This is a genomic window from Micromonospora sp. NPDC048907 (assembly GCF_055586885.1).
In genome coordinates this window covers 404,569-418,443 of record NZ_JBVJHI010000006.1, presented here as the reverse complement: position 1 = coordinate 418,443, position 13,875 = coordinate 404,569, and the positions used below count along the sequence as shown (strand labels likewise).

Sequence of the window (13,875 nt, the reverse complement as noted above, 5' to 3'; positions counted from 1 at the left end):
GTCAGTCGCGGGGATCGTGCGGGTCGAGCCCGTGCAGCGGGAAGACCGCCTTGCGGGTCGCCGCGATGGCGCGGTCCACGGCGGTCGGCTCGCCGCTGGGCTGCCACGGCTGGTACGACGGGTCGACGTCGTCGGTCATCCGCAGCGGCACCTCCTGCCCGGGCCGCCGGCGCGCCGCCAGCTCCCGCCAGCCGGGCGGGGTGAGGGTGGCCGGGTCGAGCGGCTCCCCGGTGGCCACCGCGAGCAGGTGCGCCCAGGCCCGCGGCACCACCTCGACAAGCGCGTACCCGCCGCCGCCGAGGGCCACCCAGCGGCCGTCGCACAGCTCGTCGGCGAGCGCCCGCAGCGCCCGGTAGGTGGCCCGCTGCCCGTCGACGGACAGGTGCAGGTCGGCCAGGGGGTCGAGCCGGTGGCCGTCCGCCCCGCACTGGGTGACCAGCACCTGCGGCCCGAACGCCCGCAGCACCGCCGGCACGATCGCGTGGAACGCGCGCTGCCAGCCCGGGTCGCCGATCCCCGGCGGCAGCGGCACGTTGACCGCCGACCCCTCGGCGCCCGGGCCGCCGGTCTCGTCGGGGAACCCGGTGCCGGGAAAGAGCGCGAGCGGGGTCTCGTGCAGGCTGACCGTGAGCACCCGCGGGTCCCGGTAGAAGATCTCCTGCACCCCGTCGCCGTGGTGCACGTCCACGTCCACGTACGCGATGCGCTCCGCGCCCAGGTCGAGCAGGCGGGCGATGGCCACCGCCGGGTCGTTGTAGACGCAGAAGCCGGAGGCCCGGGCCGGCATGGCGTGGTGCAGCCCGCCGGCCACGTTGACCGCCCGCCGGGCGTCGCCGCGCCAGACCGCCTCGGCGGCGGCCACGCTCGCCCCGGCGATCAGCGCGCTCGACTCGTGCATGCCGTCGAAGACCGGGTTGTCGGAGGTGCCGAGGCCGAACCCGGCGAAGAGCGGGTCGCGGGGCGCGGCCCGGACCGCCTCCAGGTAGCGCGGATCGTGCACCCGGGTGAGCAGGGCGTCGTCGGCCGGCTCCGGCTTCACCAGCCGGACACCGGGCCGGTCCAGCACCCCCAGCTCGCGGGCGAGCGCCATGGTCAACTCGACCCGCACCGGGTCGAGGGGATGGTCGCCCATGTCGTACCCGAGCAGGGCCTCGTCCCACACCACCACCGTGTCGTCGGCCATGGGGCCATCGTCGCACGCGGGCCGGGGCCGGCCCGTCACGCGCGCGCCGCGGCGGCCCGGGTGTCTACCCGGTGGCGACCGGACGGTCCGGGTCGGCCACCCAGTTGCTCCACGAGCCGACGTACAGGGCGGCGTCCGGGCGGCCGGCCAGGTGCAGCGCCAGGACCGCCTGGGCGGCGGTCACCCCCGACCCGCAGTACGCGCCGACCGGCGCGTCCTGGGCCACCCCGGCGGCGGCGAACCGCTCGCGCAGCGCCTCGGCGGCGGGGAAGCGCCCCTCGGTGACGTACCCGGGGGCGGGCAGGTTGACCGCGCCGGGGACGTGCCCGGCGACCGGGTCGATCGGCTCGGTCTCGCCCCGGTAGCGGGGGGCGGCCCGCACGTCGAGCAGCACCCCGGCGTCGGCCGCGGCCAGCCGGGCGGCCTCCCCCGCGTCCAGCACCGGCAGCGCGCCCGGGCGGACCGTGACGTCGCCGGGCGCGGGCGCCGGCGCCTCGGTGGAGACGGGTCCGCCGGCCGCGACCCAGGCCGGGAAGCCGCCGTGCAGCACCCGGACCGCGCGGTGGCCGGCCCAGCGCAGGGTCCACCAGGCGCGGGCGGCCGACATGCCGTCGCCGCCGTCGTACACCACGACGGGGTGCCCGGCGCGGACGCCGGCGGCCCGCAGCGCGGCCTGGAGCGCGGCGGGGTCGGGCAGCGGGTGCCGGCCGGCGGCGCCCGGCCGCCCGCACAGCTCGGTGTCCAGGTCCACGAAGACCGCGCCGGGCAGGTGACCGGCCGCGTAGTCCTCCCGGCCGGGCGGCCCGGCGAGCCGCCAGCGGACGTCCAGGAGGGTGGGCGGATCGGCGCGGTCGAGCTCGGCGGCGAGCCGGTCGGGCTCGACGAGCAGGTCTTCGGTTCCGGACATGCGGTCCAGTCAACACCATCCGGGGAGCGACCTCCCGGTTCGGCGTCCGTGGATCGTCGGGGGTCCGGGGTAGCATCGAACGCCGGAGGGACGCTGACGTGAAGCATGACCTGGTCGATACGACCGAGATGTACCTGCGCACCATCCTCGAGCTGGAAGAGGAGGGGGTGCCGCCGCTGCGTGCGCGGATCGCCGAGCGGTTGAGGCAGAGCGGTCCCACCGTCAGCCAGACCGTCGCCCGCATGGAGCGCGACGGCCTGCTCACCGTCGAGGGTGACCGCCACCTGATGCTCACCGCGCAGGGCCGCAGCACGGCGGTGTCGGTCATGCGCAAGCACCGGCTGGCCGAGCTGCTGCTCGTCAACGTGATCGGGATGCCCTACGAGGAGGCCCACGACGAGGCCTGCCGCTGGGAGCACGTGATGAGCGACGCGGTGGAGAAGCGGGTCTACGACCTGCTCAACCGCCCGACCCGCTCCCCCTACGGCAACCCGATCCCGGGCCTTGAGGAGCTGGGTGAGCCGGGCCCGCTGGCGACCGAGACCGCCGAGGGCGAGCGCAACCTGGCCTTTCCGGGCCTGTCCGGGCCGGTCGTGGTACGGCGGATCTGCGAGAGCGTGCAGACCGACGCCGACGTCCTCCGGCAGCTGCACGCGGCGGGCGTCGACCCGGGCGCCACGGTGACCGTCGCCCAGGAGCGCGACGGCGTCTCCATCGACCGCTCCGGTGACCGGGTCCGGCTGCCCCGCGAGGTCGCCTCCCGGGTGTTCGTCGCGGCCCGCTGACCCGACGGCCCGGCGGTCACAGCTGCCGGGTGTCGATCACCTTGGCGAGGTTGACCAGCTTGCCGGCCGCCTTGTCGGCCTCGGCCGTCGCGGTGCCGCGCGGGCTGGTCCAGCGCAGCGTGGCCAGCCGCCCCTCGCCGGCCAGCCAGCCCACCTCCGCCGCCGGGCCGCTCTTCGCGGTCTTCGGCAGCGTGTGCCGGTAGGCGATCTTGCCGAGCTTGGTCACCTTCTTGGCGCCCCGGGGCAGCACGTCGAGGGTGAAGGTCGACGTGTCGATCGACGTGTCGGTCACCGTCAGGGTCAGCTCCGGCAGCACGGCCCGCTCGGCCCGGACCACGCAGGTGTGCGTGTCACCCTTGTCCATGGCGGCGGCCACGTCGAACCTGCCGCCCGTGTGCTTGGCGATCACCGCGAAGTCGAGCAGCCGGCACGCCCCGCCGGACGAGGCGGCGGATACCTCGACCGCCCTCGGCTCTCCCGCCGGCACCTCGACCGGTGTGTGCTCGGCGGCGCAGCCGGCGGTCAGCAGTACGGCCGAAGCGGCCAGCCAGGTCCGGGCGCGCACGTGGAGACCTCCGCAGTCGTCGGCGGGGGCCGCCCGCCGGATGTCCGTCGGCCACCGTACGGGCTGCCCGCCGGGGACGGAAGTCCTCAATCGTCCACATACGGACAGTGGCGGCATCCTCGCCCGCAGCACGTGCCGCGGCGGGCCAGGAAGCCGGCGCTGAGCACGAAGAGCCCGGTCTCCGGGTCCAGGTAGCCGGCCTCACCGGCGGCCAGGGCGGCGGCGTGCGCGGCCAGGATCCGCGCCCGGTCCGGGTGGTCGGGCGACAGCCGCGACGGGTGCGGCTCGGTCAACGGCCGGTCCGCCAGGGGTCGTCGCTCTCCGGTCACCGCGCGAGTCTACGGAGGCCGCCCGGAGGCGCCGGCTCAGCCGTGCCGGTCGAACGCCGCGGCGACCGCCGCCCGGTCCGCGCCGGCGGCCAGCAGCAGCCGGAGGAGCACCTTGGCCTTGTACGGGTCGAGCAGCCCACCGCTGATGAGCCCGCGCCGGCGCAGGTCGGCCTCCGAGCCGACCGCGCCGTAGGTGTTCCGCAGCACCGACCCGGCCCCCGTCCGGGAGGCGAGCACCACCGGCATCCGCGCGGCCAGCCCGCCCAGCGCCGGGGCGACGTCGGGCGGCACGTGCCCCACCCCGAAGCCGGCCACCACCAGGCCGTCCAGGCCCGGGGCGAGCGCGTCGAGCAGCGCCGGGTCCTCGTCGAGGGTGACGGTGTGCAGCGCCACCCGGGTGGCGGCCAGCCGGCCGCGGTCCACCGGCGGCAGCGGGGCGTGCCGGGGCGGGCGGGTGAGCAGCCGTACCTCGCCCTCGATGACGTGCCCGAGCGGGCCGGCGTTCGGTGCGGCGAAGGTGGCCGTGCTGGTGCTGTGGGTCTTGCGGACGAAGCGGGCGGCGTGGATCTCGTCGTTGAACGCAACCAGCACCCCGAGGTCCCGCGCGGCCGGCGCGGCGGCGACCCGGGCGGCGGCGAGCAGGTTGGCCGGGCCGTCCGGGCCGGCGAGGGTGGGGTTGCGCATCGCGCCGGTGAACACCAGCGGCGCCGGGTGCGGCCAGACCAGGTCGGCCAGGAAGGCGGTCTCCTCCAGGGTGTCGGTGCCCTGGGTCACCACCACGCCGGTCGCCCCGTCGGCGACCGCCGCGCCGGCCGCGTCCACCAGGTCCAGGATCTGCCGGTACGCCAGCGCGGCGCTGGGCACCGCCTCGACGTCCCGCACGTCGAGCGGGATGTCGGCGAGCCCCGGTACGGCGGCGGTGAGGTCGGCGCCGGTGAGCCGGCTGACCACGCCCTGCGCTCGGGCGCCGGCCATGGCGATCGTGCCGCCCAAGGTGAACAGCGCGACGGTCATCGGTCGGCCTTCCGGGCGAGCAGGAACGCCTGCGGTCCCCGGTCGAGCTCCTCCGCCTCGCGGACCAGCGTGGCGTGCACGGCGAATCCGGCCGCGGTGAGCTGCTCGGCCAGCCGTTCCGGCGGCAGCCAGTACACGTCGTACGAGACGGTGTGGCCGTACGCCTGCTCCAGCCGGATCCGCTGGTCGCCGGCCTTGACCGCGACCAGCAGGTGACCGCCCGGGGCGAGCACCCGGTGGAACTCGGCGAACACCCCGGGCAGCAGGTCCGGCGGCAGGTGGATGATCGAGTACCAGGCCACGAGCCCGGCCAGCGCCGCGTCGGGGAGGTCCAGCGCGGTCATCGAGCCGACCTCGAAGCGCAGCTCCGGATGGTTCCGGCGGGCCATCTTGAGCATGCCCGGGGAGAGGTCGACCCCGGAGATGTCGAGCCCGAGACCGCGCAGGTGTGCGGTGATCCGGCCGGTACCGCAACCCGCCTCCAGCACCGGCCGGCCCGGCCCCACCAGCTCCGCGAACGCGGCCAGCATCCCCCGGTCGAGCGGGCCCTCCAGCACGTCGGGAATCAGCCGTGCGTAGTCCACGGCAACCGTGTCGTAGGCGGCGCGCGTCTCGGTGAGCCAGTTCGGTTCGATCATGAAAGTCGACCCTAGTCGCCGGCCGGCCCCGCGTCCGCCCGCACCCGGCCCGGCCCGGCGACGAACGTCTCCGCGGGGGGAAATGCCGGGCCCCGCAGCGGGCCGGCGGGATACCGTGCCAGGTCGCGAATGACCCCGACGGACAGGCCCGAGCGGTGACCCAGCACCTCACGACCCCGACCACCGGAACCCGCACCTCGCTGTGGCGCAGCCGGGACTTCCTGCTGCTGTGGAGCGGCCAGACGGTCAGCGAGGTCGGCACCCGGGTCTCCGGGGTGGCGGTGCCGCTGCTGGCCGCGGACGTGCTGGACGCCACCGTCTTCCAGGTCTCGCTGCTCACCGTCCTGGCCTGGTCGCCGTACCTGGTCTTCTCGCTGCCGGCCGGGATGCTCGCCGACCGGGTCGACCAGCGGCGGCTGATGGTCGCCTGCGACCTGAGTCGCGCGGCGTTGCTGCTGTCGGTGCCGGTGGTCGCCCTGGTCGGCCACCTCACGCTGGCCTTCCTGTACGCGGTGGTCGGGCTCTGCGGCGTGCTGACCGTGGCGTTCACCGTGGCCTACCGGAGCCTGCTGCCCGCCCTCGTCGCGCCCGCCGACCTGACCTCGGCCAACGCGCGCCTGGAGGTGAGCGAGAACCTGGCCGCCCTGGCCGGGCCCAGCGCCGGCGGCGTGCTCGTCGGCCTGCTCGGCGCGGCCCGCACCTTCGTGGCCGACGCCGCGAGCTTCCTGGCCAGTGCGGTCACGCTGCTGCTGATCCGGCACCGCCCGGCACCGCGCGCCGGCGGCCGGGTGCCGGTCCGGGCCGCACTCACCGAGGGGCTCGGGTTCATCCGCCGGCAGCGGATCCTCGCCCTGGTGCTCGCCTGCACCGCCACCTCGAACTTCTTCGTCATGGCCACCCGGTCCATCGAGGTGCCCTACCTGCTGCGCGTGCTGCACGCCACCCCGGCCACCATCGGCCTCCTGTTCAGCCTGGGTTCGGTGGGCGGACTGCTGGCCGGGGTGCTGGCCGGGCGGGTCACCGCGCTCCTCGGCGGCGCCCGGACCATCTGGGTGTCGATGGCCGTCCCCGGCCCCCTCTACCTGCTGATGCCGCTGGCCCGGCCAGGCTGGGGCGCCCTGCTCTACGCCGTCGGCACCGCGGCGTTCGCAGCCAACGCGGTGCTGTTCAACGTGGCGGCCATGTCGTACCGGCAGCGGGTCACCCCGGCCGGGCTGCTCGGCCGGGTCAACGCCGCGTTCCTGTGGATCTGCTACGGCGCGATCCCGCTGGGCGCCCTGCTTGGCGGCGCCCTCGGCACCCGGCTCGGGCTGCGCCCGGCGCTGCTGGTCTGCGTGCTCGGCATGTGGAGCGCGGCACTGTTCGTGGTCTTTTCGCCGCTGCGGCGGATGCGGGACTTCGCGGCGTCCTGAAAAGAGGCAGGATTTTCGCCGGACCGCTGTCGAATCCGGCCGCGCCCGTCCGTCGGTGAGACGGAAGAGGGAAACGACAACCTCAAGGAGAGACCGATGGCCCAGTACGCAGTCCTCGTCTACTCGCCCGCGCCGGCCGACCCGATGGACCTGACCCCCGACTACGTGGCCCTGCTGGAGCGCTACGGCGACCAGGTCGCCGAGCTGGGCGGGCAGATCCTCACCGGGTTCGCGCTCCAGCCCAGCACCACGGCCACGGCGATCCGCGGCGACGTGGTGACCGACGGCCCGTTCATCGAGGCCAAGGAGGTCGTCGCCGGGTTCTTCATCCTGGAGGCGCCCGACCTGGACGTGGCGCTGAAGATCGCCAAGCTGAACCCGGCCACCATCGACGGCGGCGTCGAGGTCCGGCCGCTCTTCCAGCCGCCGGCCGAGTGAGCGACGCCGCCACGGTCGCCGCCGAACGGGCGGTGGCGGACGCGCACCGTCGCGAGTGGGCCTTCGTGCTCGCCGCGACGGCGCGCGTCGCCGGCGACCTCGACGTGGCCGAGGAGTGCGTGCAGGACGCGTACCTGGCGGCGCTGGCCGCGTGGGCGCGCGACGGCGTACCCGACAAGCCGGGCGCCTGGCTGACCGCCACGGCGAAACGGAAGGCGCTGGACGTGCTGCGCCGGGAGAAGGTGTTCCGGTCGAAGATGCCCCTGCTCGTCGAGCCGGCGGAGGCCGAGATGGTGGAGGAGCCCGGCGGGGACGCGGTCCCCGACGACCGGCTGCGGCTGGTCTTCACCTGCTGCCACCCGGCGCTGGCCCGGGAGGCCCAGGTGGCGCTGACCCTGCGCCTGGTCTGCGGGGTGGCCACCGGCGACATCGCCCGCGCGTTCCTGGTCACCGAGACGACCATGGCGGCCCGGGTGACCCGGGCCAAGAAGAAGATCGCCGCCGCCCGGATCCCGTACCGGGTGCCCGAGGCCGCCGAACTGCCCGAACGGCTCGACGCGGTGCTCACCGTGATCCACCTGCTCTTCACCGCGGGGCACACCGCGCCGACCGGGGCCGACCTGGTCCGCGCCGACCTGGTCGACCGGGCCGTGCACCTGACCCGGATGCTGCTCGCCCTGATGCCGGACGAGCCGGAGGTCCGGGGCCTGCTCGCCCTGCTGCTGCTCACCGACGCCCGCCGGGCCACGCGCACCGACGCCGGCGGGCGGCTGCTGGTGCTGGAGGAGCAGGACCGGTCCCGCTGGGACCGGGCCGCCATGGCCGAGGGCAACCAGCTGGTCCTGGGCGCGTTCCGCACCGGCCGGGTCGGCCGGTACGCCCTCCAGGCCGCGATCGCCTCGCTGCACGCGGTCGCCCCCAGCTACGCCGCCACCGACTGGCCGCAGGTCGTCCGCCTCTACGACGAGCTGCTCAAGCGCTGGCCGTCCCCGGTGGTGGCGCTGAACCGGACGGTCGCGGTGTCCATGGTCGACGGCCCGGCCGCGGCCCTCGCGGAGGTCGACGCGCTGGCGGCCGACCCCCACCTGGCCGGCTACCACTACCTCCCGGCCATCCGCGCCGACCTGCTCCGCCGCCTCGACCGGCCGGCCGAAGCCGCGGACGCCTACCGCGCGGCGCTCGACCTGGTCGACAACGACGCCGAACGCGCCTTCCTGACCGCCCGCCTCACCGAGGTCGCCCCGCCCCGTTGATCATGAAGTTATCGCCCGCCGCTCCGGCGCGTCGGAGCAATAACGTCATGATCACCGAGTTCAGGTCGGGCGGCGGGCCTGGCGGACCGTGCGGCGGGCGTCCCGCCAGGCGATCAGGGCGGTGCGGAGGCGGGGGGAGGTGACCGGTTCTCCCCGCCGTCGGGCCGCCAGTTGGTCGATCAGCCAGGCCGGGGCGTGGGCCGCCTCGACCGCCGCGGTCTTGGTGAGAAGGTTGCCGTGGCGCAGCGCGTGCCGGCCGCGGGCCATCGAGGTGAGGCCGAGGTCGGCCAGGGCGGGGTTGAGCCACAGCCACGGACGCCGGGCCGCCCAGGCCCAGTAGCCGGTGAGTTCTGCGCGAGCGGCGGCCCGCACGTCGTCGTCGCTCACCGGCGGGAACACCTCGCCGGGCGGACGGCCGAGGACGGCGTACCCATGGCGGACGAGCTCCGCCCGGGTGATGCCGGACAGGATGCGCTGGACGAGCTGCGCATGCGTCCACGTCGGATGCTTCCGGTGGACGTCCGCGACGGTGGCGCCGTCGACGTAGACGCAGCCCAGGTGCAGCCCGGCGGCGCTGCCCGCGTCGAGGCGACGGTGCGCGGCGACGAGCGCGGCCTCCCGCGCGCCGTCGACCGGCCCGTCGGTCAGCGCCACCAGGTCGAGGTCGCTCACGCCGGGCCGGTAATCGCCTGTCGCCAGCGACCCGGCCACCAGCAGGTCGGTGACCCAGCCGAGCGCCGCGAGTTCACCGGCGAATTCCTCGACGACCGCCAGCCTCACCGTGACCTCCCCCTCGCCTCGATGGATCTTGGACACTTACCGTTCCTCACGAAGGGCACGGGTCCAAGATCTGCTGTCGCTGCCGAACCAGGTGAGGGACTGGCCGTGACCGCGGGTCCAGGCAAGCGGCTCTCCGTCGAGGGCCAGCACGTTGTGGAAACCCCCGGGCGGCGGCTCGGGCAGCGCGGGGTAGCGCAGCACGTCGGGGTCCTCGTTGGCGATCCAGTGCCCGGGCAGCCCGCGTACCAGGTCGGCGAACGCCTCCCGCCGGGGTGGCGGCACCTGGTACAGCACCGAGGTGTGGAACACCACCAGGGTCGCGTCCCGGGGCGCCCGCGCGGCCAGCGCCGGCAGGTCGTCCACGAGGTCGCCCCGCACCAGCAGCGGGGGCTCGGCCGCCGCCACGGCCGCCGCGGCCCGCAACCGCTCGCGGCGGTGCCCGTGCTCCGGCCAGATCAGCGCGTCCAGCCACGCCACGTCGGCCGGGTCGGTCACGTCGAGGGGGTTGAGGTCCAGGCCGGCCCGCCACACCACCTCGGGCCGACGGGACGGCGGCGCCGTCCCGCTGATCGCGCAGTCGAGGACCGGCGCACCCGCGCCGAGCGGGTGGTCGCCGTAGCGGTAGGCGTACCGGTCGGGGTAGAGATTCAAGCCCGCGGAGGCGCCGACCTCCAGCAGGGCGAGCGGCTGAGGCAGCGACGCCAGCACCGGCAGGAGTACGGCACACCGGCCCGGCTCGTTCGTCTGCGTGGCCCGCACCCGCATCTCCGCCTCGACGGCCGGCCAGTTCGCCAGCGCGTACTGGTGGAAGGCGGCCGGATCGGTGACCGGGCCGCCGAGCAGCCGCACCACGCCGAAGAGCAGGTTCGGCTGGCGCTTGGCCGGCGGGAGGGTGTCGAGCCGGGCCAGCAGCCCGTCGTCGCGGGCGACGGCCTCCGACAGCCGCTCGTAGGCCGGCGACACCCCACGCACCTCGCGGGCGAAGGCGACGTAGCGGTCCGCAGTGGTCATGGCCCGAGCATTCCAGCCGGACAGCGTGCCGGGGTTGCGTCGACGGCGTGAGCTCCGTCGCTCCACCGAGTCGCCGTCCATCGGGAAAAGGCCGCGAGCGCGGCAGGGAAGCTCCCCTGCCGCGCTCGCGAGCGGTCGTGCGTCAGCTGCAGCCGCTGGTGGAGCCGCAGCCCTCGCAGACGTAGCAGCTGCCGGCCGGCCGCATCTTCGTGCCGCAGGTGAAGCAGAGCGGCGCGTCCGCGGCCTTGCCGATCACGGCCTCCAGCAGTTCGGTGCTGGAGCCCACCGACGGCGCCGGCTTGGCGGCGGCCACGTCGGCCACCTCCTGCTTCGGCTGGGCGACCGCCTTCGGCTCGGGCGCTTCGACCGGGGCGGAGGCGGCCATCGCGGTGAGGTCCGCACCGCTCGCCTCCGCCTCCGCCTCGGCCGCGAGCTGGGCGGCCCGCTCCTTGGCCGTGAAGATGCCCAGCTCCGCGCGGCGCTCGTACGGCAGGAAGTCCAGGGCCAGGCGACGGAAGATGTAGTCCATCACCGAGGCCGCCATGCGCACGTCCGGGTCGTCGGTCATGCCGGCCGGCTCGAAGCGCATGTTGGTGAACTTGCTGACGTACGTCTCCAGCGGGACGCCGTACTGGAGACCGATGGAGATGGCCACCGAGAAGGCGTCCATCACGCCGGCCAGGGTCGAGCCCTGCTTCGACATCTTGAGGAAGACCTCGCCCAGGCCGTCGTCCGGGTACGACGAGGCGGTGAGGTAGCCCTCGGCGCCGCCGACCGAGAACGAGATGGTCTCCGACGGGCGCTTCTTCGGCAGCCGCTTGCGCACCGGCCGGTACTCGACGACCTTCTCCACGACCTTCTCGACCGCGGCGGCCGGGGCCTGGGTCTCGGCGGCGGTCTTGTTCGACTTGGCCACCGAGAGCGGCTGGCCGACCTTGCAGTTGTCCCGGTAGATCGCCAGCGCCTTGAGGCCGAGCTTCCAGCCCTCGAAGTAGATCTTCTCGACGTCCTCGACGGTGGCCTGCTCGGGCATGTTGACCGTCTTGGAGATGGCGCCGGAGACGAACGGCTGGATGGCCGCCATCATCCGCACGTGACCCATCGGGGCGATCGACCGCTCACCCATGGCGCAGTCGAAGACCGGGTAGTGCTCCGGCTTGAGGCCCGGGGCGTCCACCACGTGGCCGTGGTCGGCGATGTGCTCGACGATCGCCTCGACCTGCTCCTCGGGGTAGCCGAGGCTGCGCAGCGCGCGGGGCACGGTCTGGTTGACGATCTGCATCGAGCCGCCGCCGACCAGCTTCTTGAACTTGACGAGCGCCAGGTCCGGCTCCACGCCGGTGGTGTCGCAGTCCATCATGAAGCCGATGGTGCCGGTCGGCGCGAGGACGCTGGCCTGCGAGTTGCGCCAGCCGTTCTTGTCGCCGATCTTGTTGCCCAGCGTCCACTGCCTGGTGGCCTCGCGGACGATCGCGGTGGCCACCGTGCCGGCCGGCTTGATCTCGTCGTTGGCGGCGGCGTGCTTGCGCATGACCCGCTTGTGCGGCTCCGCGTTGCGGGCGTAGCCGTCGTACGGGCCGACGACGCCGGCCAGCTCGGCGGAGCGGCGGTAGGCGGTGCCGGTCATCAGCGAGGTGATCGCCGCGGCGACCTCCCGGCCCTGCTCCGAGTCGTAGGGCAGGCCGGAGGCCATCAGCAGCGCGCCGAGGTTGGCGTAGCCGATGCCGAGCTGCCGGTAGGCGCGGCTGGTCTCACCGATCTTCTCGGTCGGGAAGTCGGCGAAGCAGATCGAGATGTCCATCGCCGTGATGACGAACTCGACCGACTTGACGAACTTCTCCACCTCGAAACCGCCGTCGGCGCGCATGAACTTCATGAGGTTCAGCGAGGCCAGGTTGCACGAGGAGTTGTCCAGGTGCAGGTATTCCGAGCACGGGTTCGACGCGGTGATCCGCCCGGTCTCCGGGCAGGTGTGCCAGTCGTTGATGGTGTCGTCGTACTGGAGGCCGGGGTCGGCGCACTCCCAGGCCGCCTGGGAGATGCTGCGGAACAGCTTCTTGGCGTCGATCGTCTCGATGACCTGGCCGTCGAGCCGGCCGCGCAGGTCGAAGCCGCCGCCGTTCTCCACCGCGGTCATGAACTCGTCGGAGACCCGGACCGAGTTGTTGGCGTTCTGGTACTGCACGCTGACGATGTCGGCGCCGCCCAGGTCCATGTCGAAGCCGGCGTCCCGCAGCGCGCGGATCTTGTCCTCCTCGCGCGCCTTGGTGACCACGAACTCCTGGATGTCCGGGTGGTCCACGTCGAGGATGACCATCTTGGCCGCCCGCCGGGTGGCGCCGCCGGACTTGATGGTCCCCGCGCTGGCGTCCGCGCCGCGCATGAAGCTGACCGGGCCGGAGGCGTTGCCGCCGGAGGAGAGCAGCTCGCGGGAGGAGCGGATCCGGGACAGGTTGACGCCGGAGCCGGAGCCGCCCTTGAAGATCAGCCCCTCCTCCTTGTACCAGTCGAGGATCGAGTCCATCGAGTCGTCGACGGCCAGGATGAAGCAGGCGCTGACCTGCTGCGGCGACGGCGTGCCGACGTTGAACCAGACCGGCGAGTTGAAGCTGAACACCTGGTGCAGCAGCATCCAGGTCAGCTCGTGCGCGAACACCTCGGCGTCGGCCGGGGTGGCGAAGTAGCCGTACTCCTCACCGGCGGTGCGGTAGGTGCCGACCACCCGGTCGATCAGCTGCTTGAGCGACCACTCCCGCTCCGGGGTCCCCACCGCGCCCCGGAAGTACTTGGTGGTCACGATGTTGGCCGCGTTGACCGACCAGGACTCGGGGAACTCCACCCCGCGCTGCTCGAAGTTGATCGAACCGTCCCGCCAGTTCGTCATCACGACGTCGCGGCGCTCCCAGGTGACCTCGTCGTAGGGATGCACCCCCTCGGTCGTCCAGACGCGCTCGATCTTCAGCCCTGTCCCGGCCTTGTTCCGTGACTTGCTGGTCGTCACGCCCTCGCCCCCCTCGTCAGCGCGGTCACCCACCGCGCATCGTCAAACTGTCAGAAATCCGTGGAACTCAACTGGTCGCGCCGGCGCCCTCGCGGGCCCGCGCGGCGGCCCGCAGCGTCTCGATCTCGCGCTCGAAGTCGGCGAGCGAGTCGAAGGAGCGGTAGACGCTCGCGAACCGCAGGTAGGCCACCTCGTCGAGGTCGCGCAGCGGCCCGAGGATGGCCAGCCCGACCTCGTGGCTGGGGATCTCGGCGGCCCCCTTGGCCCGGACGGTCTCCTCGACCTTCTGCGCGAGCAGCGCGATGGAGTCGTCGTCGACCGGCCGGCCCTGGCACGCCTTGCGCACCCCGCCGATGATCTTGGTGCGGCTGAACGGCTCGGTCACCCCGCTGCGCTTGACCACCGCGAGCACCGCCTCCTCGACGGTGGTGAACCGCTTGCCGCACTCCGGGCAGGACCGCCGCCGCCGGATGAGCTGGCCGTCGTCGGCCTCCCGCGAGTCGACCACCCGGGAGTCGGCGTGCCGGCAGTACGGACACCGCATCGCCTGACCTCCTTC

14 protein-coding genes are annotated in these 13,875 nt (G+C 74.0%); 4 read left to right on the top strand and 10 right to left on the bottom strand.

Going from position 1 to position 13,875, the window contains the following annotated elements; all coding sequences use genetic code 11:
* Position 1 precedes the first annotated feature (1 nt).
* On the bottom strand, positions 2-1,183 hold the full coding sequence (locus ACZ6PY_RS23400; protein WP_466075001.1) for an acetoin utilization protein AcuC: 1,182 nt from the start codon (positions 1,181-1,183) through the stop codon (positions 2-4).
* A gap of 64 nt (positions 1,184-1,247) precedes the next feature.
* Positions 1,248-2,090 carry a sulfurtransferase gene (locus ACZ6PY_RS23395; RefSeq protein WP_466075000.1) on the bottom strand — a complete coding sequence of 281 codons (843 nt, stop codon included), beginning with the start codon at positions 2,088-2,090 and terminating at the stop codon, positions 1,248-1,250.
* A gap of 98 nt (positions 2,091-2,188) precedes the next feature.
* On the opposite strand from ACZ6PY_RS23395, the gene ACZ6PY_RS23390 reads away from it, so the two are divergent.
* The gene (locus ACZ6PY_RS23390; RefSeq protein WP_466074999.1) at positions 2,189-2,875 is read left to right on the top strand and encodes a metal-dependent transcriptional regulator; all 687 of its coding nucleotides are present in this window, start codon (positions 2,189-2,191) and stop codon (positions 2,873-2,875) included.
* A 16-nt stretch (positions 2,876-2,891) separates the two neighbouring features.
* Here ACZ6PY_RS23390 and ACZ6PY_RS23385 read toward each other — a convergent pair whose 3' ends face one another.
* From ACZ6PY_RS23385 to ACZ6PY_RS23370, 4 genes are all read right to left on the bottom strand, one after another.
* Entirely contained in the window at positions 2,892-3,440 is a 549-nt protein-coding gene (locus tag ACZ6PY_RS23385) for a hypothetical protein (protein WP_466074998.1), read from the bottom strand.
* A gap of 86 nt (positions 3,441-3,526) precedes the next feature.
* The gene (locus ACZ6PY_RS23380; RefSeq protein WP_466074997.1) at positions 3,527-3,769 is read right to left on the bottom strand and encodes a DUF5522 domain-containing protein; all 243 of its coding nucleotides are present in this window, start codon (positions 3,767-3,769) and stop codon (positions 3,527-3,529) included.
* A 36-nt stretch (positions 3,770-3,805) separates the two neighbouring features.
* Positions 3,806-4,783, bottom strand: coding sequence for an asparaginase (locus ACZ6PY_RS23375; protein ID WP_466074996.1), 978 nt, complete (start codon positions 4,781-4,783; stop codon positions 3,806-3,808).
* The gene (locus ACZ6PY_RS23370) at positions 4,780-5,421 is read right to left on the bottom strand and encodes a class I SAM-dependent DNA methyltransferase (protein WP_466074995.1); all 642 of its coding nucleotides are present in this window, start codon (positions 5,419-5,421) and stop codon (positions 4,780-4,782) included. The genes ACZ6PY_RS23375 and ACZ6PY_RS23370 overlap by 4 nt, the downstream gene beginning before the upstream one ends.
* Positions 5,422-5,576: 155 nt before the next feature.
* Here ACZ6PY_RS23370 and ACZ6PY_RS23365 point away from each other — a divergent pair, with 155 nt between their 5' ends.
* The 3 genes from ACZ6PY_RS23365 (at position 5,577) to ACZ6PY_RS23355 (ending at position 8,524) form a co-directional block, all read left to right on the top strand.
* Positions 5,577-6,833 (top strand): MFS transporter, encoded by a 1,257-nt coding sequence (locus ACZ6PY_RS23365; RefSeq protein WP_466074994.1) that lies wholly within the window; start codon positions 5,577-5,579, stop codon positions 6,831-6,833.
* A 96-nt stretch (positions 6,834-6,929) separates the two neighbouring features.
* A complete protein-coding gene (locus ACZ6PY_RS23360) occupies positions 6,930-7,271 on the top strand; it encodes a YciI family protein (RefSeq protein WP_262284531.1) in 342 nt (113 codons plus the stop codon).
* Between the two features lie 65 nt (positions 7,272-7,336).
* Positions 7,337-8,524 carry an RNA polymerase sigma factor gene (locus ACZ6PY_RS23355; RefSeq protein ID WP_466075239.1) on the top strand — a complete coding sequence of 396 codons (1,188 nt, stop codon included), beginning with the start codon at positions 7,337-7,339 and terminating at the stop codon, positions 8,522-8,524.
* A 60-nt stretch (positions 8,525-8,584) separates the two neighbouring features.
* Here the strand turns inward: ACZ6PY_RS23355 and ACZ6PY_RS23350 are convergent, their stop codons facing one another.
* The 4 genes from ACZ6PY_RS23350 to nrdR form a co-directional block, all read right to left on the bottom strand.
* Complete coding sequence (locus ACZ6PY_RS23350; protein ID WP_466075237.1) at positions 8,585-9,298, bottom strand: nucleotidyltransferase domain-containing protein; 714 nt, start codon at positions 9,296-9,298, stop codon at positions 8,585-8,587.
* A 42-nt stretch (positions 9,299-9,340) separates the two neighbouring features.
* Positions 9,341-10,315 carry a DUF2332 domain-containing protein gene (locus ACZ6PY_RS23345; protein ID WP_466074993.1) on the bottom strand — a complete coding sequence of 325 codons (975 nt, stop codon included), beginning with the start codon at positions 10,313-10,315 and terminating at the stop codon, positions 9,341-9,343.
* A 142-nt stretch (positions 10,316-10,457) separates the two neighbouring features.
* Entirely contained in the window at positions 10,458-13,349 is a 2,892-nt protein-coding gene (locus ACZ6PY_RS23340; RefSeq protein WP_466074992.1) for a vitamin B12-dependent ribonucleotide reductase, read from the bottom strand.
* Positions 13,350-13,383: 34 nt separating this feature from the next.
* A complete protein-coding gene (nrdR, locus tag ACZ6PY_RS23335) occupies positions 13,384-13,860 on the bottom strand; it encodes a transcriptional regulator NrdR (protein WP_313722418.1) in 477 nt (158 codons plus the stop codon).
* Positions 13,861-13,875 lie beyond the last annotated feature (15 nt).

Coding starts and splice junctions, on each gene's coding strand:
- ACZ6PY_RS23400 (WP_466075001.1), bottom strand. CDS start 1,183: ATGGCCGACGACACGGTGGTGGTGTGGGACGAGGCCCTGCTCGGGTAC.
- ACZ6PY_RS23395 (WP_466075000.1), bottom strand. CDS start 2,090: ATGTCCGGAACCGAAGACCTGCTCGTCGAGCCCGACCGGCTCGCCGCC.
- ACZ6PY_RS23375 (WP_466074996.1), bottom strand. CDS start 4,783: ATGACCGTCGCGCTGTTCACCTTGGGCGGCACGATCGCCATGGCCGGC.
- ACZ6PY_RS23370 (WP_466074995.1), bottom strand. CDS start 5,421: ATGATCGAACCGAACTGGCTCACCGAGACGCGCGCCGCCTACGACACG.
- ACZ6PY_RS23360 (WP_262284531.1), top strand. CDS start 6,930: ATGGCCCAGTACGCAGTCCTCGTCTACTCGCCCGCGCCGGCCGACCCG.
- ACZ6PY_RS23345 (WP_466074993.1), bottom strand. CDS start 10,315: ATGACCACTGCGGACCGCTACGTCGCCTTCGCCCGCGAGGTGCGTGGG.
- nrdR (WP_313722418.1), bottom strand. CDS start 13,860: ATGCGGTGTCCGTACTGCCGGCACGCCGACTCCCGGGTGGTCGACTCG.